This is a genomic window from Leeuwenhoekiella palythoae (genome assembly GCF_900130045.1).
Classification (GTDB): Bacteria; Bacteroidota; Bacteroidia; order Flavobacteriales; family Flavobacteriaceae; genus Leeuwenhoekiella; species Leeuwenhoekiella palythoae.
In genome coordinates this window covers 243,824-263,479 of the sequence record NZ_FQXT01000006.1, presented here as the reverse complement: position 1 = coordinate 263,479, position 19,656 = coordinate 243,824, and the positions used below count along the sequence as shown (strand labels likewise).

Annotated in this window: 22 protein-coding genes and 1 tRNA gene; 19 read left to right on the top strand and 4 right to left on the bottom strand. The window is 39.6% G+C overall.

Annotation, left to right across the window (positions count from 1 at the left end):
• Positions 1-140 precede the first annotated feature (140 nt).
• Positions 141-413 carry an HU family DNA-binding protein gene (locus tag BUA96_RS16015; protein WP_009779660.1) on the top strand — a complete coding sequence of 91 codons (273 nt, stop codon included), beginning with the start codon at positions 141-143 and terminating at the stop codon, positions 411-413.
• Positions 414-523: 110 nt separating this feature from the next.
• Positions 524-1,087 carry a YqgE/AlgH family protein gene (locus tag BUA96_RS16010; RefSeq protein WP_072984838.1) on the top strand — a complete coding sequence of 188 codons (564 nt, stop codon included), beginning with the start codon at positions 524-526 and terminating at the stop codon, positions 1,085-1,087.
• Positions 1,088-1,095: 8 nt separating this feature from the next.
• Here BUA96_RS16010 and BUA96_RS16005 read toward each other — a convergent pair whose 3' ends face one another.
• Together BUA96_RS16005 and BUA96_RS16000 are read right to left on the bottom strand one after the other, a co-directional pair.
• Positions 1,096-1,935, bottom strand: coding sequence for an aminotransferase class IV (locus BUA96_RS16005; RefSeq protein ID WP_072984918.1), 840 nt, complete (start codon positions 1,933-1,935; stop codon positions 1,096-1,098).
• Positions 1,936-1,988: 53 nt separating this feature from the next.
• Positions 1,989-2,381, bottom strand: a complete 393-nt coding sequence (locus tag BUA96_RS16000; RefSeq protein WP_072984836.1) for an START-like domain-containing protein — start codon at positions 2,379-2,381, stop codon at positions 1,989-1,991.
• A 168-nt stretch (positions 2,382-2,549) separates the two neighbouring features.
• Here BUA96_RS16000 and BUA96_RS15995 point away from each other — a divergent pair.
• Positions 2,550-2,623 (top strand) — tRNA-Met (locus BUA96_RS15995).
• Positions 2,624-2,685: 62 nt separating this feature from the next.
• Here the strand turns inward: BUA96_RS15995 and BUA96_RS15990 are convergent.
• Complete coding sequence (locus BUA96_RS15990) at positions 2,686-3,699, bottom strand: helix-turn-helix transcriptional regulator (RefSeq protein ID WP_072984834.1); 1,014 nt, start codon at positions 3,697-3,699, stop codon at positions 2,686-2,688.
• Positions 3,700-3,779: 80 nt separating this feature from the next.
• Between BUA96_RS15990 and BUA96_RS15985 the strand changes: the two genes are divergently transcribed.
• From BUA96_RS15985 to BUA96_RS15955, 6 genes are all read left to right on the top strand, one after another.
• Positions 3,780-4,130 carry a hypothetical protein gene (locus tag BUA96_RS15985; RefSeq protein ID WP_128755757.1) on the top strand — a complete coding sequence of 117 codons (351 nt, stop codon included), beginning with the start codon at positions 3,780-3,782 and terminating at the stop codon, positions 4,128-4,130.
• A gap of 459 nt (positions 4,131-4,589) precedes the next feature.
• Entirely contained in the window at positions 4,590-4,868 is a 279-nt protein-coding gene (locus BUA96_RS15975; RefSeq protein WP_072984828.1) for a hypothetical protein, read from the top strand.
• Positions 4,869-4,883: 15 nt separating this feature from the next.
• A complete protein-coding gene (locus BUA96_RS15970) occupies positions 4,884-6,494 on the top strand; it encodes a PepSY-associated TM helix domain-containing protein (protein ID WP_072984826.1) in 1,611 nt (536 codons plus the stop codon).
• Positions 6,495-6,618: 124 nt separating this feature from the next.
• Positions 6,619-7,290, top strand: coding sequence for a class I SAM-dependent methyltransferase (locus BUA96_RS15965; protein WP_072984824.1), 672 nt, complete (start codon positions 6,619-6,621; stop codon positions 7,288-7,290).
• Positions 7,291-7,322: 32 nt separating this feature from the next.
• On the top strand, positions 7,323-9,683 hold the full coding sequence (locus tag BUA96_RS15960) for a TonB-dependent receptor (RefSeq protein ID WP_072984822.1): 2,361 nt from the start codon (positions 7,323-7,325) through the stop codon (positions 9,681-9,683).
• 25 nt (positions 9,684-9,708) lie between these two features.
• Positions 9,709-10,965 carry a DUF4374 domain-containing protein gene (locus BUA96_RS15955; protein WP_072984820.1) on the top strand — a complete coding sequence of 419 codons (1,257 nt, stop codon included), beginning with the start codon at positions 9,709-9,711 and terminating at the stop codon, positions 10,963-10,965.
• 129 nt (positions 10,966-11,094) lie between these two features.
• Here the strand turns inward: BUA96_RS15955 and BUA96_RS15950 are convergent, their stop codons facing one another.
• Positions 11,095-11,475 carry a Fur family transcriptional regulator gene (locus BUA96_RS15950; protein ID WP_072984818.1) on the bottom strand — a complete coding sequence of 127 codons (381 nt, stop codon included), beginning with the start codon at positions 11,473-11,475 and terminating at the stop codon, positions 11,095-11,097.
• Between the two features lie 124 nt (positions 11,476-11,599).
• Here BUA96_RS15950 and folE point away from each other — a divergent pair, with 124 nt between their 5' ends.
• The 10 genes from folE to BUA96_RS15900 all read left to right on the top strand — a co-directional run bounded on the left by folE (position 11,600) and on the right by BUA96_RS15900 (position 19,635).
• Complete coding sequence (gene folE, locus BUA96_RS15945) at positions 11,600-12,268, top strand: GTP cyclohydrolase I FolE (RefSeq protein ID WP_072984816.1); 669 nt, start codon at positions 11,600-11,602, stop codon at positions 12,266-12,268.
• A gap of 100 nt (positions 12,269-12,368) precedes the next feature.
• A complete protein-coding gene (locus BUA96_RS15940; protein WP_072984813.1) occupies positions 12,369-12,707 on the top strand; it encodes a MerC domain-containing protein in 339 nt (112 codons plus the stop codon).
• A 5-nt stretch (positions 12,708-12,712) separates the two neighbouring features.
• Positions 12,713-13,924 carry a GTP-binding protein gene (locus tag BUA96_RS15935; RefSeq protein ID WP_072984811.1) on the top strand — a complete coding sequence of 404 codons (1,212 nt, stop codon included), beginning with the start codon at positions 12,713-12,715 and terminating at the stop codon, positions 13,922-13,924.
• Between the two features lie 9 nt (positions 13,925-13,933).
• Positions 13,934-14,848, top strand: coding sequence for an NAD(P)/FAD-dependent oxidoreductase (locus BUA96_RS15930; protein ID WP_072984809.1), 915 nt, complete (start codon positions 13,934-13,936; stop codon positions 14,846-14,848).
• A 52-nt stretch (positions 14,849-14,900) separates the two neighbouring features.
• On the top strand, positions 14,901-15,209 hold the full coding sequence (locus BUA96_RS15925; protein WP_072984807.1) for a hypothetical protein: 309 nt from the start codon (positions 14,901-14,903) through the stop codon (positions 15,207-15,209).
• 192 nt (positions 15,210-15,401) lie between these two features.
• On the top strand, positions 15,402-16,331 hold the full coding sequence (locus BUA96_RS15920; protein WP_072984805.1) for a DUF5829 family protein: 930 nt from the start codon (positions 15,402-15,404) through the stop codon (positions 16,329-16,331).
• A gap of 26 nt (positions 16,332-16,357) precedes the next feature.
• Positions 16,358-17,164, top strand: a complete 807-nt coding sequence (locus BUA96_RS15915) for a hypothetical protein (protein WP_072984803.1) — start codon at positions 16,358-16,360, stop codon at positions 17,162-17,164.
• Between the two features lie 17 nt (positions 17,165-17,181).
• A complete protein-coding gene (locus BUA96_RS15910) occupies positions 17,182-17,811 on the top strand; it encodes an ATP-binding cassette domain-containing protein (RefSeq protein ID WP_072984801.1) in 630 nt (209 codons plus the stop codon).
• Positions 17,808-19,112, top strand: a complete 1,305-nt coding sequence (locus BUA96_RS15905; RefSeq protein WP_072984800.1) for an ABC transporter permease — start codon at positions 17,808-17,810, stop codon at positions 19,110-19,112. Before BUA96_RS15910 ends, BUA96_RS15905 begins: the two co-directional genes overlap by 4 nt.
• Positions 19,102-19,635 (top strand): hypothetical protein, encoded by a 534-nt coding sequence (locus BUA96_RS15900; RefSeq protein ID WP_233430663.1) that lies wholly within the window; start codon positions 19,102-19,104, stop codon positions 19,633-19,635. Before BUA96_RS15905 ends, BUA96_RS15900 begins: the two co-directional genes overlap by 11 nt.
• Positions 19,636-19,656: the final 21 nt, after the last annotated feature.

Sequence of the window (19,656 nt, the reverse complement as noted above, 5' to 3'; positions counted from 1 at the left end):
TATCAACAAAACGTTAAAGTTATCAACATAAACCGTGATTTCCTGCGCTATTGCTTGCGTGAACGAAATATCCGTCTAAATTTGTTAGGACAATAAACAAAAGTTTAACCGACATTTAATTTTTTTAAAATTTTAAAATTATGAACAAATCAGATTTAATTGATGCAATGGCAGAAGATGCTGGAATCACAAAAGCAGCAGCTAAAAAAGCATTGGAATCATTTTTAGGAAATATCGAAAAATCATTGAAAGGTGGCGACCGCGTTTCTCTTGTAGGTTTTGGTTCTTGGTCTGTATCTAAGCGTGCAGCTCGCGAAGGAAGAAACCCACAAACTGGAAAAACAATCCAAATCGCTGCTAAAAATGTAGTGAAGTTTAAAGCTGGTTCAGATTTATCTGACGCTGTAAACTAATTCTTACAGTTTATATACTTTTAAAAGCCCCGAGTGATCGGGGCTTTTTTATTAAGTGTTATTTTTTTGTTAATTAAAAAAAATAGATTAGTTTAGAACAAAAGATGTTCATGACGACCAATAAGCCTCAAAAAGGAAAACTTTTGATAGCAGAACCGGCGATTATAGGCGATGTTTCGTTTAATAGATCTGTCGTACTTCTTGCCAATCATAATGAAGAAGGCTCTGTTGGTTTTATCCTTAATAAGCCTCTGACGTTTACCCTCAACGAATTAATCCCGGAAATCAAAGGTGACGCTATGCAAATCTACAATGGCGGTCCCGTTGAACAAGACAACCTTTATTTCTTGCACAAAGTACCAAACCTCATCCCTGAGAGTATTGAGATTTCTAACGGCATTTATTGGGGCGGTGATTTTGACACCGTAGTAGATCTAATCGCTTCCAATAAAATATCAACCGATGAAATTCGGTTTTTTTTAGGTTATTCAGGATGGGATTGCAATCAGCTGGATAGTGAATTGGATGCAAACGCCTGGATCGTCACTGATAATACCTATGATAAAGAAATCATCAACAAATGCTTTCCTGAATTATGGAAGGAAAAAATGTTAGAGCTTGGCGGTGAATACCTATTATGGTCTAACGCTCCTGAAAATCCTAGTAATAACTAGTTGCTTTCTTAACCTAAGCGCGCTTTTGCATTTAATTTGCCTAAGAGATTTTTAGCTACTGTATTAGTGTACGTTTTCTTACGATACTTGCTAATTGGCTGAATCCCTACGATAGCATTTGTAATAAATAACTCATCTGCCTTTTGGAGCTCAAAAGGAGATATCGCTGCTTCCTCTATTGTAAACTCGTCTAATTTAGCAATGATCTCAATCAATTGCTTACGTATAATTCCGCGAAGACAACCCTCTTCAAGAGGCGGCGTTTTAATCGTAGATCCTTTTACAAGAAATAGATTTCCATTTAATGCTTCAACTACCGACTTGTTCGTGTTGAGCAATAAGCAATTGGCATAATCATTCTCCTTGGCAAAAATGCTTCCGGTGACGTGAATGATTTTATTTGCTGTTTTTAATGTAGAAAGAAGATCTGCATTGACGTAATGATCTTTATATAGCTCTACCTCGTAATGGTCTTCCGTTAGGGTAAAAAAAGGATCCTTTAGCTCTTTAGCAAAAATATAGAAAGAAACATTGTTATCTTCGGGCAAATACTTACCGCCCTCATTGCGGGTCACTGTGAGTCTGAGACTTGCTGCTTGATCCTTTAAATTTTCAGCCTCCACTACTTTTAGAAGTTCGTCCTGTAAATCTTCAAGCGTAAAACCCATTGGGATTTCCATACGCAGGATACGCATAGAAGCCATAAGTCTAAAGTAATGATCTTCCCAAAAAAATAATTTTCCACCAGAATACCGAATGGTTTCAAAAACTGCATCTCCGTAAAGCATTCCCCTATTGTGTGCAGAAAATTGTGGTGTTTCGGTAAGTGTTCCGTTAAAATTGATCATAAAAAAAGTCCCTTTTTTCAAAGGGACAAATATATAATTTAAGAATAGGTTATTTAGTTTGAACCTATGATATGTTTCAATTCTGAAATCTGATTTTCCCAAAACATTTTCCCCTCGTCGATCTCATCTTCCTCGGCAAAATCTGTAACGATCAAAGACACATCTTTTGTGATCTCATCCACTACAATACGCAGTTCAAAAAAGTAAAGATTCTCATCTTCTACGTCATCCATCCATCTGAATTTGATGCGCTCATCACTCTTTTTTCCTAATAACTTTGCTTTTTCTTCACTTCCATTCCAGATGAAAGTGTAATACTCGCCCCGTGAATTCACGTTATCGGCAAACCACTCAGACATTCCTGATGGTGAAGACATATATTGATATAATAACGACGGTGAGGCCTGTATAGGGAACTCTATTTCAAATTTTACTTTTTCTTCCATTGATTCTTTACTAGGTTGGGCTGCCAATATAAATATTAATTACAGAGTAAAAAAGATTAGCACTAATTTTTTATTTTAATATTAAGATGCTTGCCAACTTGATAAATGTTATTATATTTGCACCCGCTTAGGAAAAAAGCTTCGGCTTTCTTTTTAAGATCAAAATTTGGCGAGGTAGCTCAGTTGGTTAGAGCGTCGGATTCATAACCCGGAGGTCGGGGGATCGTGCCCCCCTCTCGCTACTAAAAAAAGCAGTTACAGTAATTTGTAGCTGCTTTTTTATGCGGATATAATTCAGGTAAATTCAATTAAGTTTATCTCTATAGGCACTTGGTGTCACACCCGTACTCTTTTTAAAAGCCGTAGAAAAATGCTGGGGATTTTTGTAGCCTATTTTATCTGCTATTAGGGCAATACTCAAATGCGAACTTTTTAAATACTTTTGAGCGCGTTGCATACGTACTTCATTGATATACCCAAAAACCGTCATCCCAAAGGTTTGCTTAAAATTGCGTTTTAGTTCATACTCGTTAGTCCCTATAGTTCTGGCTAGCGTCTTTAATGTATACGGATTTCTGATGTTCTCAATAATTTGTTGCCGAGCCTCATACATTTGCTTTTCTATATGTACGGGCATCTGTGTAACGGTTGCCTGCTTCTTTGAATAAACCAATAACAACTGGAAAAACAACTCGGTTATTTTAGATTGCAAGTGAATGCGTTTAAGATATTTAGGACATTTGTAATCTAAAATATGGTTGATTAAGTCAGACATCACAGCAGACTTTTTAAATCCAGACTCAAAGAATATTTTTAACCGGGTATCCTTATCAAATACATCGTGCTCTGTTTGCGGAATAAGCGTTTTTATGAAATTTTCAGATAAGGTCAACACCACAAAATCGGTAGCACCTGTTTCATGTATCAATGATAAGGCATCTGTGCGCTGATAAATCATATTTAGATGATCTGGTTGCAGCGCAACAAGATTATTAGCTACAGACAACACTATTTTCCCTTTTAATAAAAGAACAATTTTTACCGAAGCTTCATCCTGCTGCGGCCATTGAAGGGATACCGTTTTATCCGTTGTAAGTTGTACGCGGGTTATCGCAAACTCTTCAAGAAAGGCATCTGTAATTTTAAGATCTAAATCATTTTCCTGTAAGGTAGCCGTGCTCTCAAGATGCGCTGCATTAATGCGCTCTAGTGCAAAACGCGCTCCAGCTTGTTCAATTTCGTTTCGCGATGTTAAAACAATACTACGCGCAACTTCCTCAACCCTTGATCTAATTTCTCCCGCTCGCGTATGTATCATTTCTTATAAATCGATGTAATAACCACAAAAATATTATTTTTATTTAATCTAAATAGTAAATATACTAAAAGCTTTTAGTTATGTCATATATGTCATTGATTTACAAGAATCCGTACGGTTCAGTCTTCACAATTTCTGATGCACCCAATCCTAAATGCAACTATCAATTGGTAATCGACTCGATGGGAATTTTTATGTCTAAAAAGGATATTTATTCCCTACTAAATATTGTGAGGTCTTATTTTCAGCCGTGTTACTGCGAAAATTGTCAAGGCAAACTACCTGATAAATTATACTTACCTGACACCAATAGCGAACTCTGTCTTATGGTAGACCCGCTGCTTTTAGCTGATTTTGAAGAACTTTTTGTAGGAGCTACGTTTCACATTGAAATGCAGGAAACTCTAAAGAATCATGAGATCGATTCTTGAACAGCTTTAGCGAAATGCTAGAGACTAAATTCCGTTTGACGTATCTATTTCTCCGCCTCGCGTATTTAGAACCATTCTAATTCCGTACATATTTGCAGCCGCAAAAAGTAAATTTTAATAACCTGCTATGCTCAGCTTAAGTATTCTATTAACCGCTCTTGGCTTTTATTGCTGCTACAGCACGTCAAAACGGGCTATACTGCCAAAGGGAAATCCGGTAGTCCTATGGGCATCTTCAAATACAAAAACCAGTAAATACTTAGGGCTATTTTTGTTGACGCTTGGCCTTATTTTATGTGTGATCAATCTAGGGCTTGGATCCGGAAGTTTTTCTTTTCTCGTAATTCTAATGACCATCGCAAGCATTCAAGTGCTGATAGGGCCCTTATTTATTACCAATAGTAAACAACTGGCTGTAGTTTTTGTACTAGCGCTAATTCTTGAATTATTCTTATAACTATGCCGGCTAACAAAAAACACCTTACCCGTTCCCCCTGGCAACGACTCGCTAAACTTATTGCCGGATTTGTAGGTGGCTATTGCATCACGCAACTGCTTTTTATGCTTATTCTAAAATTTGCCGCACCTACCGAAACACTGATAACGCTTCAGTACGCTGGTTTTGCGGTTTGGGTAACGCTCTTTTTAGTGGTCTATCTCGTTGAGAACGGATATAAAATTCTAGCCCTATATGCACTACTCTGTGCAGTATTATATAGTCTCATCAATTTAATCTAACGCTAAACTCCTTCTATGGGACAACGATTATACAATGTGTTTTTTCATACGCATACCATTAGCGGTATTGTAATAAGCGCATTACTTTATGTTATCTTTTTTACGGGATCCATTTCATTTTTAAGAGATGAGATCAATGCTTGGGAACGCAATGAACCCATTAAGTCTGCTTATTTTAGTACGATAGATTTTGATCAGGCCTTAAACGAATTGAGCACAGACAAGCCTTTATATGGTAGAGACTTGATGTTCAATCACCGCTATTTTGAGCGCAGATTAGGGGCGACAATGACTAAATCTAAAGATACCACCATACAAGATGCACCTCAACGCGGTCGTAGAGGAAACTTCTTTTATATGGATATGGATACCTTTAAAAAGGAAGATTACACTTCTAATTACAGTCTTGGAGAGTTCTTTTACAGGTTGCATTTTTTTGCACAGCTTAATTTTTTTAGCAGATCAGGGTACTACCTTTCGGGCTTTGTTGCGTTTTTCTTTTTGTTTGCTGTAATCACCGGTGTTATTGTACACTGGAAAAAGATTATTCCTAGCTTTTATGTATTCCGTCCTAAAGGAAAATGGAAAAATATATGGACTGATGCTCACGTAGCCCTTGGGATGATTGGCTTGCCGTACCAGTTTATGTTTGCACTTACGGGTTGCTTCTTGATTATAGGCTATATGGTTATGTTTCCACCAGTGCAATCCTTTATTTATGGTGATGATGTACAGGCTTTTACCAAGGATATTCAGTATGAAGAAAATCCAACTTATGAGTTTACGTACCAGCCATTAGAAACCGTACCATCTATAAACGATTTTGTTGCCAGAACGCTTAACAAATGGCCTGACATTAAGCTTACCGCGCTTGATGTCATTAACTACGGTGACCAAAGTATGCATGTAAAGATCTATGGGGCGCCAGATTTTGACCAAAAGCTTTTAGGTACCGGTCATATCACTTATCGTGTTCAAGATGGTCAAGTGGTAAATACTAAAGATCCCTACGGAAAAATCTCTTATGCCGAAGGTTCACTCAATCTGCTGCGCAGGTTACATTATGGTGATTTTGGAGGTTACGGCATGAAACTTATTTACCTCCTACTTGGGTTTATTACATGTTTTGTAATCCTAAGTGGTGTGCTCATTTGGCTTGTGGCTCGAGATAAAAAACACGTTGCCCCCGCAAAACGCATATTTAATAAATGGTTAGTTCATATTTATATGGCTGCCTGCCTGAGTCTATATCCTGTTACTGCAGCTACATTCACAGCGATCAAAGTTTTTGGTACTGATCTAGGTGACACGCGCCAGATCTTTATGTATCACGTATTCTTTTACAGCTGGTTAGGCCTAAGCTTAGTTTTAATTGCGCTTAGAAATAATTACCTCATCAACAAAATTTGTCTCATTCTTGGAAGTATCCTAGCGCTAAGTGTTCCTGTCGCCAACGGACTTGTAACCGGGAATTGGCCGTGGGTATCTTGGAGTTCAGGCTTCAGTCAGATTTTTGTGGTTGATCTCTTTTGGATCTTAATGAGTTTGAGCTCTATCGCTGTGGTCTTTAAACTGAAAAATAAAGACACCTCAAAAGCTTCAACTGTTAAACGCTCACCGGCATAAATCTAAAACTGAAACACTAGTATATAATCCGTATGACGTAGCTCATTCTCCGTCTTGCGTAGTTGGAATAAAAAGAATGCTCCTAGCTTTGCTCTAATTTATATTCAATCTAAATAACAAAGTTATGGAAACATATAAAAAATGGAGTACACAAGATTTAATAGAGCTTTCTAACCAGCTGGGATGTCCTTCAGGACCTCAGGGAATAGCCGTTGCGCGGCGTATGCAAGAATCAAATAAAGAAATGGTTATCAACGCGTTCACTGCGCTTGATGTACAACATAACAATAACATATTAGAATTGGGTCCGGGAAATGGCTGGCACCTTTCTCACGTATTAAAAAACAGAAAGCACCTCACCTATACAGGCCTCGATATTTCAACTTTAATGATCGAAGAAGCAAAAAAATACAATAGCACATTCGCTAAACAACAAGCACTAGAGTTTAAAGCCTATAATGGCAAACTCTTAGATTTTTCAGAAGCTGAATTTGATAAGATTATTGCTGTAAACACACTGTATTTCTGGCAGGAACCTACTAAAATAATCTCCCAACTATATAAGCTCTTAAAAAAAGGTGGTGCACTGGTGTTAGGTTATGCAGAACGCAAATTTATGGAGCAGTTGCCTTTTACTCAGCATGGGTTTGAGCTTTATGATTCAGTAGAGCTCTTAAGCCTTTTGGAAAAGTGCGGCTTCTCTAATTTTCAACTAAAAGTGCATACAGATTCAGTCTTGAGTAAAATGGGAACCGCAGTAGAACGCGATTATACCATTCTCAAGGTTACTAAATAATTCAATTTTCAACTATCAATTTACGACGCCATATGTCTAAACAACTACGCAATCTTGTGATTGCTTTTACCTTAGTGCTCATCGGTGTAGCAGGTAATGCTCAAAATGTGATCACAGGTAAAATCTTGGATCAAAATCAAGAACCTATTCCCGGAGCTACTGTTTTAATCAAGAATACCACCACCGGTACTTTAACCGCAGACAATGGTTCGTACCAATTAAAATCATCGCAAAAAGGCAGGTTTACTTTAGAAGCCTCTTTTATGGGCTTTAAAACATTTAGCAAAGCGATCGAACTTACCGGAAGTACGCAATTAACGCTAAACATTACGCTCGAAGAAGCTACAAACGCTCTTGATGAAGTTACGGTTACAGGAAAAAGCGTGGTTCAGCAAGTGCGTGATAAAGCCTTTAATGTAAGTGTAGTGGACACAAAAAAGTTGAGCAACACCACTTTAGATTTGGGTCACGCTCTAGACAAAGTGAGCGGGGTGCGTGTGCGTGAAAACGGAGGAGTTGGATCACAAATGAATTTTTCGATAAATGGATTCAGAGGAAGACAGATCAAATTTTTTCTTGATGGAATTCCTATGGAAAATTTCGGTTCAGCCTTTCAACTGAATAATATTCCTGTAAATCTCGCTGATCGCATTGAAGTCTATAAAGGGGTAGTACCCATTGGTCTGGGTGCTGATGCATTAGGTGGAGCGGTTAATATTGTTACTAATTCATACACACAGAATCATTTAGAAGCATCCTATTCTTACGGCTCATTTAATACCCATAGAAGCACTGTAAATGCTATTTATGTTTCAGATTCTGGTTTTACCGCTCAGGTCAATGCATTTCAGAATTATTCTGATAACACCTATAAAGTTGACGTAGATGTCGCAGATATCAATACGGGAGAGTATTACCCTAATCAAGAAGTAGAGCGTTTTAATGATCAGTATCATAACGAGACTGCTATTATTAATGTTGGGGTGGCTAATAAATCGTATGCAGATCAGCTCTTGTTAGGGGTTACTTTAGGCAAAAGTTATCAGGAAATTCAAACCGGAGCACGTTTGGTAAGTGTTTTTGGAGGCTGGCACAGTAGAGCCAATATTGTGATGCCTAGTTTAAAATATAAGAAGGATGATTTTATCATCAAGAAATTAAATGCGCGTATTAGCGCCAACTACAACCTAGGCTCTGAACAAAATATTGATACGCTAAACCGCAGATACAACTGGTTAGGGCAATTTAAAGAATATGATGGTGCCGGTGGAGAGCGCTCCTACTCCTTGTACAAGTATCGCAATAATAATGGTATTGCTACCGCGTCTTTTAATTACAAAATAGATGACCATCAAACTATTGCTTTAAGCAACACCTTTAACACCTTTAACCGAAAAGGAGAAGACGAAGCCAACCCTGACAATGATCGTTATGATGAACCCAGAAAAACGATGAAAAACGTATTGGGGCTTGGTTATACTTATGAGCAAGAGAACTGGAATGCTTCGGTATTTATGAAGAATTTCTTTCAGCAAAATGAGTTTACCGCTTCTTACAATCCTACGGGTAACTATGGTGATGTGGCGTATTACAATACCATCAATACTTTTAACCATATAGGTTATGGTACTGCACTAACCTATTTCTTACATAAGAATCTTCAGTTTAAAGCTTCTTTTGAAAAAACATACAGACTTCCAGCAGCTAACGAACTTTTTGGGGATGTGATCAACCTTCAGGGTAATACAGATCTTAAACCAGAATACAGTTACAACTATAACTTAGGTACGAGCTATTGGCTAACTTTTAAGCAGAATCTCATCAATTTTAATCTGAACACGTTTTATCGCGATGCTAGCGACTTTATTCGTCCTGAACTTAATCAAAATCAGACGATGCAGGTAATGGGCAATCTTGCCAGCGTTACCAATGCCGGTATCGAAAGTGAAATACGCTATCAGCACGGCAAATCTTTTGCTGCAGGTCTTAGCGTCACCTACCAAGAGCTCAGAAATGATACCCGCTTTGTGGGAGATCAAACTGTAGAAAGCATCGTATACCGCGACAGAATTCCCAATATGCCTTACCTCTACGGAAATGCTGATGCCAACTATACTTTTTTTAACGTCTTAAGAAAGGACGACAATTTCAATATAGGCTATAACCTGCTTTATGTGCACGAGTTCTATCTGTACTGGCCTAGTCAGGGAAGTGAAAAACTGGTTATCCCAGAACAGCTAGCGCACGATGTAACCCTTACCTACACGCTTAATAAAAAACTACAGTTCACGCTGGAGTGCCGAAATATAACCGATCGCAACCTCTATGATAATTTCTCATTGCAGAAACCCGGTCGTGCATTCTTCGGAAAAATCAAATACACAATTCTATAAACAACAACTCTTAATTAAGTAAACAATGAAAAAAGAAAAATTAATCTTTGGAACTTTAGGTCTATTGGGCTTGCTATTTACAGCCTGTGATAGCAATGATGACGGTACATCTCCTGAGAATCCTGAAGCCGGTGTTGAATCAAAATACATCATTACTGCTACGCCTACTGCCGCGGGTTCAGAAGGTGTTGCCGATTATATTTTAACTACAGATGCAATTAATGAAGGTTCTATAAGTACTGCCGGAAACGGTATCGAACAAGATGGTACATACAGATATTACATCACTACAAATAACAAATTCTTCAGTATGCTTTACGGTCAGGGGAATCCTGGTGCGGTAACTTCATACGAATTGAACGCTGAAGGTTCGCTTGAGAAATTATCTGATTTTCAATCTGAAACTGTTCAGGCATTTGCTGCTGTAGATGACGAAATCTTGTTGATCAAAATTTCAAGAAATGCAGATTCTCCTATCGCTTCTTGGTATCGTTTTGATACAAATACTTTACAATTTGTTGCTGAAGGGCAAATCAACACACAAGAACTTGCTGATAAAGAATCTGGCGAATTAGCTTTCTTTACTTGGATTACGCAGGTGGGTGATAAAGTTTATCTACCTTATTTCACAATGAAAGGATGCTGTAGTGATTCTTTTGGAACCATCTATCCTAACGAAGCAAACATTGCAGTTTATTCTTATCCAGAAATGGAATATGAGACTACTATTCACGATGAGCGTACCAGCTTTATTGGGCGTTATTTCGTAAACGGATTAAGTGTTGATGAGAATGGAGATGCATATGCATTTTCTTCTTCGGTAGCTACAACAAACGGCGAACTTTCTTCTACTTTACCTTCTGCGGTAACTCGTATTCCTAGCGGAAGTACTCAATTTGACGATTACTACTTCAACATAGAGGAAGCGAGTGGCGGCTTGTATGTTACAGACCAGGTCTATGTAGGTAACGGTAAATTTGTAGGAATTATGGCTTCTGAAAGAACATCTGCTTACGCCAGCGGAAATCAGTATGCCATTATTGATGTTTACAATCAAACTGTAACTCCTGTAAGTGGTACACCAAATCCTGAAACTGTAGTGCTCACTTCAAGCAAAAGCAACTACGTTTCTGACAATAAAAGCACCGTAAGCGTAGGAATCACCACAGAAACCGGAAGTTGGATCTATAATATTGATGTAGCAAGTGCAACGGCTACTCAAGGTAAAGAGGTTGTAGGTGGTACCATTACCGCTATCAGTAAACTTGATGTTGTTGAATAATTGATAATGCCACAATAACACGCAGAAAAGCAGGCTTAGGCCTGCTTTTCTGCGTGTCGCAAATTTTGAGTTTTAAAATAAGTGTTCACAAGGAACACGTGCGCTTTATCTATAGTGCTCAAGCTGTGATCAAGTCAAACATTCTTCACACAAGCCCGTCAGCAGCAAAGAAGCTGACTGGATCTTGACATTGGGAACTTTAGGGATGGTCACCTCCAGTGGGAGACATGTAGTCTTTCCGCATTGCACACATTGAAAATGCGGATGCATATCAGTATGATGCTCGGTCGAGCAGTCTTGACACTGCGCATACCATTTTAAGCCGTCTTTTCCTTGAAACGAATGCAAAAGCCCTTCATCTTCTAACCGGTCTAAAATGCGGTACACCGTGGTTTTATTCATCTCTTGATCTAATCTGTTTACCAGATCAACCACAGACAAGGCCTCCCCGGCTTGCTTCATTACTTCAAGCAGCGTGTGTACAGATTTTGTCTTTCTAACAATTGCCATATTACAAATTTATTGCAATTAGGTTGCATTGACAACCAAATTATTTACTTTTGCAACTTAATTGCAATAAGAGATTAAATGTGCCCTTAGTGCAATATATATCAGTCCTTATTAATTCAATATTATGAAATACACTGACCTCGATCTTTTAGAAGACATTGGAGATTCACACTACTCTGATAATGTAGATACTCCACTGCGCCCGGATGCCTTTGTAAAATCTGACGAAGAGAAAATTGAAGCCATTCAAAAGCATTTTAAAAAAATCATGGAAGAATTAGGTCTCGATATCACAGACGACAGTCTTTCGGGGACACCGTATCGCGTAGCCAAGATGTATGTAAAAGAATTGTTTTATGGGCTGAACCCTGCTAACAAACCCAAGCTTTCCACATTCAACAATAAATATGGTTATCGTAAAATGCTTGTGGAACAAAACATCAGTATAGACTCTGCCTGCGAGCATCATTTTTTACCCATTACCGGCTTTGCTCATGTGGGTTATATTCCTGAGGAAAAGGTAATAGGGCTTTCTAAAATCAACCGTTTGGTGAATTATTATGCGCACCGCCCTCAAGTACAGGAACGCTTATGCTTGCAAATCTTAAAAGATTTACAAGAAACACTCAATACACAAAGCGTGATCGTAATGATTAATGCCGAACATCTCTGCGTTTCTTCCCGCGGAATCAAAGATAAAACCAGTTCTACCATTACTGTAGAATATGGCGGCGCCTTTGAAAATACTGAAATCCGTAATGAGTTTTTGGCTTGCTTGAACCCAATAGAATAACATTTAAAGAACAACTGATGATCACAAAAGAAGACGTGTTAAGCGCACAGAAAGATTGGGGCGCAGGTGTCGTGAAAATAGATACATTAAAACCATTTCAATGAAAGAAAAATATTTTGATATGATTGGCGTTTATGCCGCCTTTCTATGCCTTATTCACTGTGTGTTGGCTCCGGTACTGTTTTTACTTCCTTTAGGATTTTCGCACAATCCCATAATTGACATTAGCTTTTTAACCATTGGGATTTTTCCGGTAATAAAGGTGATGCGCAGCGCGGCGCCCCTGTATATTAAAGTGCTCCTATCCATTTCCTGGGTTGCTGTATTGGTAGCGGTCTTGTTAGAAAGCGTATTCCATAAAGAATCTATTCTGATCTTTTTTGGTGCCGGCGGACTCATCACGGGGCATCTTATCAATTATAGCAACCACAAACATTAAGGATTATGAAAAAACTCCCGGTAACTGTACTTAGCGGATTTTTAGGAGCTGGAAAAACCACTCTGCTCAATCATATTTTACACAACAAACAAGGTTTAAAGGTTGCCGTGATCGTCAATGATATGAGCGAAGTGAATATCGATGCTCAGTTGGTTGAAAATGAAAACACGCTTTCTCGTACCGAAGAAAAACTGGTGGAGATGAGCAACGGTTGCATTTGCTGCACCCTACGAGAAGATCTTATCATCGAAGTTAAAAAACTAGCTAAAGCCCAAAAGTTTGACTACCTCCTTATCGAAAGCACCGGCATATCAGAGCCTATCCCTGTGGCACAAACTTTTAGTTTTGAAAGTGAGGATGGCAGCATTGACCTAAGTACCTTCAGCTATGTGGATACGATGGTCACCGTAGTTGATGCGTTTAATTTCCTTAAAGATTTTTCCAGTCCGCAATATTTAGTAGACCGCAATCTTACTGATATTGACGGAGATAACCGCACCATTGTAAATTTACTAACCGATCAGGTTGAATTTGCCAATGTGATTTTATTGAACAAAGTTGACCTCGTTACTGAAGCCGAACTCCGTAACCTATATGATATTCTACATAAGCTGAATCCTGAAGCGCACATTATACCTACCAAAAATTCGGAGATCGATTTACGCGAAGTGATCAATACCGGACTTTTTGATTTTGAAAAAGCCGAAGCTTCGGCGGGATGGATTCGTGAGCTAGAAAATGAGCACACTCCGGAAACCGAAGAATACGGCATTGGCTCTTTTGTTTTCCGTAGTAAAAAACCGTTTCATCCTGAACGTTTCTTAGCATTTGTTCAGCATCAATTTCCAAGTACTATCATCCGTAGCAAAGGCTTATTCTGGTTAGCTTCAAGACCTGACCAGGCGATCATATGGAGTTCGGCTGGCGGTTCGTTAAAAACAGATCCTGCCGGCGTTTGGTGGGCATCGATGTCTTTTGCCGAGCGCATCAGCTATGCATCCTTTGTAAATAATCAAGCGCTTATTGAAAGTGAATGGGATACGAATTTTGGAGATCGAAAGATCGAACTCGTGTTCATCGGGCAGCATCTTGAGGTGGATCGTATTAAGCAACAACTTGAAGCGTGTTTATTAGCAGATGACGAATTAACCCAATGGAAAACCGGTAACTTAGATGCCATCGATAATTGGCCCATTCCAAAATATCAAAATTTATAAAGCGACACTATGAAAATCCAATTCAAAACTACATACGAAGTCATCATTATTGGTGGAAGCTATTCTGGTCTTTCGGCCGCAATGGCGCTAGGGCGTTCATTACGCTCGGTATTGATCATCGATGGTGGAAATCCTTGCAATAAACAAACGCCACACTCGCATAATTTTATCACGCACGATGGCGAAAAACCGCACGTCATTGCCCAAAAAGCTAAAGAACAAGTGCTCAATTATGACACTGTTCATTTCTTGGAAGATTTCGCATTAAGCGGAAAAAAAGCTGAAAACGGTTTTGAAATCAGCACCAAATCCGGGAAAACCTTCAAAGCCAGAAAGCTCATTTTTGCTACTGGAATCAAAGACGTGATGCCGGATATTGAAGGGTTTTCAGCATGCTGGGGAATCACAGCCATTCACTGCCCCTATTGTCACGGGTACGAATTCAAATCTGATAAAACAGCCATCATGGCCAACGGCGAGCACGCTTTTCATATTGCAAGTTTGGTGAATAACCTCACAGATGATCTCACAATTCTTACGCAAGGAACACCAGATTTTGATGAAAACCAACGTGCAAAACTTAAAAAGCACGACATCAACATTATTGAAACTCCGGTTACAAAGTTTGAACATCAAGACGGTTCGCTCGAAAAAGTGATTCTAGAAGATGGTACTTCCCTGACTTTAAAAGCCGTTTATGCCGGTTTGCCCTTTGAGCAACATTCTGATATTCCACAACAATTGGGCTGCTCCCTTACGGAAACGGGTCACCTCAAAGTAGATCTATTTCAAAAAACAGAAGTGCCGGGAATTTACGCCTGTGGCGACAACACCAGCAGAATGCGCTCTGTGGCTTATGCTGTTTCAACAGGGAATATCGTAGGCGCTATGGTTAATAACGAGTTGACGCAAGAAGATTTTTAGAGGCATCTGAGATTTCTATTAAATCGTTTTATACATTTGTTAGATACTCGATATGCACAAAACCGTAAAACATAGAATTTCGCTTGTATTGCTGGCGCTCTTCATTTCGATGAAAATGCTAGGGCTGCACGTACTTGCGCACGACGGTGATCAAGAGCATTTTGTGCATTGTAAATTGTGCGAGCACGCAGTTGTGGGCGACCATTACAATCCTGCGTTACTTTCTGATAACACAGCATTTCAAGTTTTAACTCCGCAAGCTCCGGCAACCACCCAAATTGTTGACCGCTATGCTTTTACTTTTTGCGATAACTTCATCGCAAATCCACTTTTCTCCCGCCCTCCTCCGGCTCAGGCATAATACTCTAGTTTTAAGATAGTTGCGTTTTATACGCAGTGTTGACATTTTTTGATTTTCGCACTACGCGAAAACACTACACGTATAATCAATTTCATCATCCTAAAGAGCCCTTTACAAGCAAAACTGCTTGAAACACTTATTTGATTTTCCGTAGAACAGAACCGTATTTTCAGGTTTCAAAATGGCATTATTATGGCCAGACTTTTATTATATTTTTTACTCACTCCTCATTTGTTTTGTACAAGTTGTAATAATCCTGCGAAACAAGATAATGTATCTATTATCAACGAAAAACGCATCGTTGACACGTTTAAGAAAGCGCTAAATACCGTCAGTTTAGACCATTTTTACATCACGCTAGACAGCGTGACTTTTGCCCAACTAAAAGGCAGTGATTTCATCAATTCACAATATGCCAACCTAGATCAAGGCATTCCTGATTTTACGCCTATCAACGCCAATTCAACTTCGGCATACTTACGGGGAAAACGTCAATACATTGAAATCTTAGGTCCACAAAATGCATTTAACGAACCCGTAGGAAAAAGCGGTATTGGTTTCGCTTTAAGCGAAAAAAAGGGCTTCTCACTCTCCAATGCTCCTGAACTTCACGAGACCGGAACCAAGTTTCTCAAAGCGGCAGATACGGTTTCTTTCAATATCGACAATACCGCTGCGGTGTGGTACAAGGCCTTTTACACTTATGGAATGGCCACCAATCTCAGCACTTGGTACGCTTATTATAATCCTGAGTTTTTAGGGCATTTGCACCATGAGGAAATCTCAGAATATACCAGTGAAGCCTTTTTAAAAACTGCCTATCACCCCAATAAATTATTCAATGAGATTACCGGTATAGAAATGCATTGCAATCTTGCCGATCACTTTAGAATTGCGCGCGAACTGCAATTGTTGGGCTGTACCCTAGCGGGTAAAAACAACAATGATCTGCTCTATGTGGTTGACGGTATCAAGCTGAGCATTAGACTTGATGAGACCTTAGACAAAAGTAAGATTACTACGATTGCTGCAACGCTCAATGCGCCAGATCACCGCACTATAACCTTTAAAAACCTGACCATAAAAAACACGGGATACCAAACCGTGTGGTCGCTTAATTAACACTAATATTTTAAACACTAAACATTATGAAAATCAAATTTGTAAGCCTTTTCACCCTCTTAGCCGTTTTAGCCATTAGCTGCAAAGACAAGCCAAAAGAAACCGAAACTGAAACCGAAGTTGAAGTGGTTGAAGAAACTGCTGAAACCCCTATCACTATTGAAAAATTAGAAGGATCGCCGGCTTATGCAGAAGCTTCAATCAAAATCACAAAACCTACTGCCGAAACTGTAAAAGCTGCTGAAGGCGGAATTGATTTTGCTTTTGATGTGCAAAACTATGAGTTGGGCGCACAAACCGATTCTGATTTGACTGGGAACTTAGCCAACTCAGACAAAGGACAGCACATTCACTTTATCGTGGACAACGATCCGTATTCAGCGCATTACGAGCCTACTTTTAAAAAGGAATTAGAAGATGGCACGCATTATCTGGTTGCTTTTTTGAGCCGTTCATATCACGAGAGCGTAAAAAACCCGAATGCTTTTATCGCTAAAAAAGTGGTTGTAGGTGCTGAATCTGTTGATGCTCCAGAGGTTGACCTGAGTGAGCCTACTTTGATTTACAGTCGTCCTAAAGGAGAATACACCGGTGATGTTACTGAAAACCTTCTGTTAGATTTCTACCTCTTAAACACCACACTTTCTGAGGGTGGAAACTATGTAAAAGCCACCATCAACGGTGAAGAATTCAAGTTGACCGAATGGGTGCCTTACATAGTAAAAGGACTTCCTAAAGGTGAAGCTACCGTAAAACTGGAGCTGCTTGACAAAGATGGCCAAGTGCTTCCCGGAGCTTTCAACACCGTAGAACGTACTGTGACTCTTAAATAAATGATTTCCCTTGCTATATGATTCAAACGCATAACCTCTCTTTTCAACACGCCCCTACTCTTGAAACTTTGCGGTTTCCGGATCTTCTTTTGGAACGAGAGGAAAATCTACTGATTTTGGGAAAATCAGGAATAGGCAAAACAACCCTGCTGCATCTTTTAGCAGGGTTGCTCCAGCCTAAAACAGGGACCGTAAACCTTGATAATATTGCACTGCACTCGCTCTCTGCCAAAAAGAGAGACCGGTTTGTGGGCCAGCATATAGGGGTGGTTTTTCAAAAAAACTATGCAATTCGCTCGCTTGATGTGATGCAAAATTTAGAAGCCCGATTGTTTTTTGCCGGGCTTAAATCCAAAAGAGAGCGCTTACACGACCTGCTTGAACAACTGAATTTAGCAGCACATAAAAACAAAAAAATACATCAGTTGAGCGAAGGACAGCTGCAGCGTTTGGGTATTGCTCTTGCGGTGGTGCATCAGCCCCAGGTGATTCTCGCAGATGAGCCTACTTCAAGTCTGGATGATGAAAATTGCGAAGTAGTGATGCAATTGCTTTTAGAGCAAGCTGAACAGCAAAATGCCAACCTGGTGGTTATCACCCACGACGCCCGAGTAAAACCCCTATTTCAAAACCAAATTATCCTATGAATATCTGGAAAATCAGCTTAAGTAATATTTTTCACAAACCGCTTTATGCCTTGCTGAGTGTACTTTCGCTTTCCATCAGTATTGGGTTGTTGTTGGGAATTCAGCAGCTGGATGCTTCCATTAAATATCAATTTGAAAATAGTTTGGGTGATGTTGATATGGTGCTTGGCGCGAAAGGGAGTCCGTTACAATTGGTGCTTGCTAGTGTACTGCATATGGACAATCCTACCGGAAATATTTCATTGGCGGAAGCCGAAAAAATCACCAAAAATCCGCTGATAAAAAAAGCGGTACCCATCTCTTACGGCGACAATTATCAAGGGTTTAGAATCTTAGGAAGCAATGAAGAATTTGCCGGTTTGTATGAAGCGGAACTTGCTGAAGGCCGTGAACCGTCAAAGTCTATGGAAGTCACTCTGGGCAGCACCGTGGCCGAAGAAACCGATTTAAAAATAGGCGATACGTTTATGAGTTCGCACGGACTTACAGAAAACACGGTAGAAGTGCACAACCACCCGTTGACCGTTGTGGGTATCTACAAACCTACCTACAAGGTCATTGATAAACTTATCGTGACCCGGTTAGAAAGCATCTGGGATGTTCACGAGCACGGAGAAAATCACCACGAAGAGGATGAGCAACAAGCGGGAGATGAACATCACGACGAAGTTGAGCCTCAGGAAGAACATAATGAGGAAGCACACGTCAGTACTGCTCCCCATCAAGAAGAAGGACATCATCACGAGGAATCTGATAAGGAAATTACCGCTATGCTTGTTTCCTTTCGGAATGTGATGGGAATGTTAACCATGCCCAGACGCATTAATAAAGAAACCAATATGCAGGCGGCGCTACCCAATTATGAGCTGGAGCGCTTGTTTAATTTCACCGGGGTTGGTGTCAGGGCTGTATCGTGGATTGCCTATATCATCCTAGCGATTTCCTGTGTCACCATTTTTATCAGTCTGTTTAAAATGGTGCGCGAGCGTGCTTTTGACCTCGCATTGATGCGCACGTACGGCGCGAGCAACTTTCAATTGTTACGCATCGTGGCATATGAAGGCTTTTTGCTTGTGTTTGTTTCTCTATTAGTCGGGGTACTGCTGTCGCAAGTTGGGTTGCACTTTGCATTTTCGGCATTTAAGAGTGGCTACAATCAAGACATACTATTAAAACTACCCTATACGCAAATGGTTAAAACGGTGCTTTTAATACTCGTAATGGTAGGCATCGCCATTTTACTCGCCATACTCCCCATTTTAAAAATGAACGTCTCAAAAATATTAAGCAATGAAAAGTAAACAACCTCAGAGCAATCCCGTTAGGCATTGGTTGAAAACGAATTTTCAATTTCGAGGCAAGCCTCGGAGTATTAAAGCCTTTGGCGGCGCCAATAAAATTTGTTTAGGCCTGTTCCTTCTGGTTTCATTCTTTGGCTATAGCCAAAAAAACATCATCTGGCAGGATCTTGCCCAAGTGAACTTTGAAGAGAAATATTTTGAAACTTATGGAGAATATTTTCTGTATCCACATTTTGAAGATTCACTCAAAGCGATGGAAGGAAAACAAGTGACCATTACCGGCTTCTTCTTAAATATCGATCCGGAAAACGACATTTATATTCTCTCAAAATCACCAATGGCTTCTTGTTTTTTCTGTGGGGCTGCAGGCCCGGAGACTGCCATAGAATTACAGTTTGACAATCCATCAAAGTATAGAACTGATGACGTGGTGACAGTTACAGGCGTACTTAACCTCAACGCCGATGACATCAACCATTTCAATTACATTTTAACCGATTGCACCGTAAAACGTGCTAAATAACCCCCTATAAAATCAATTAAA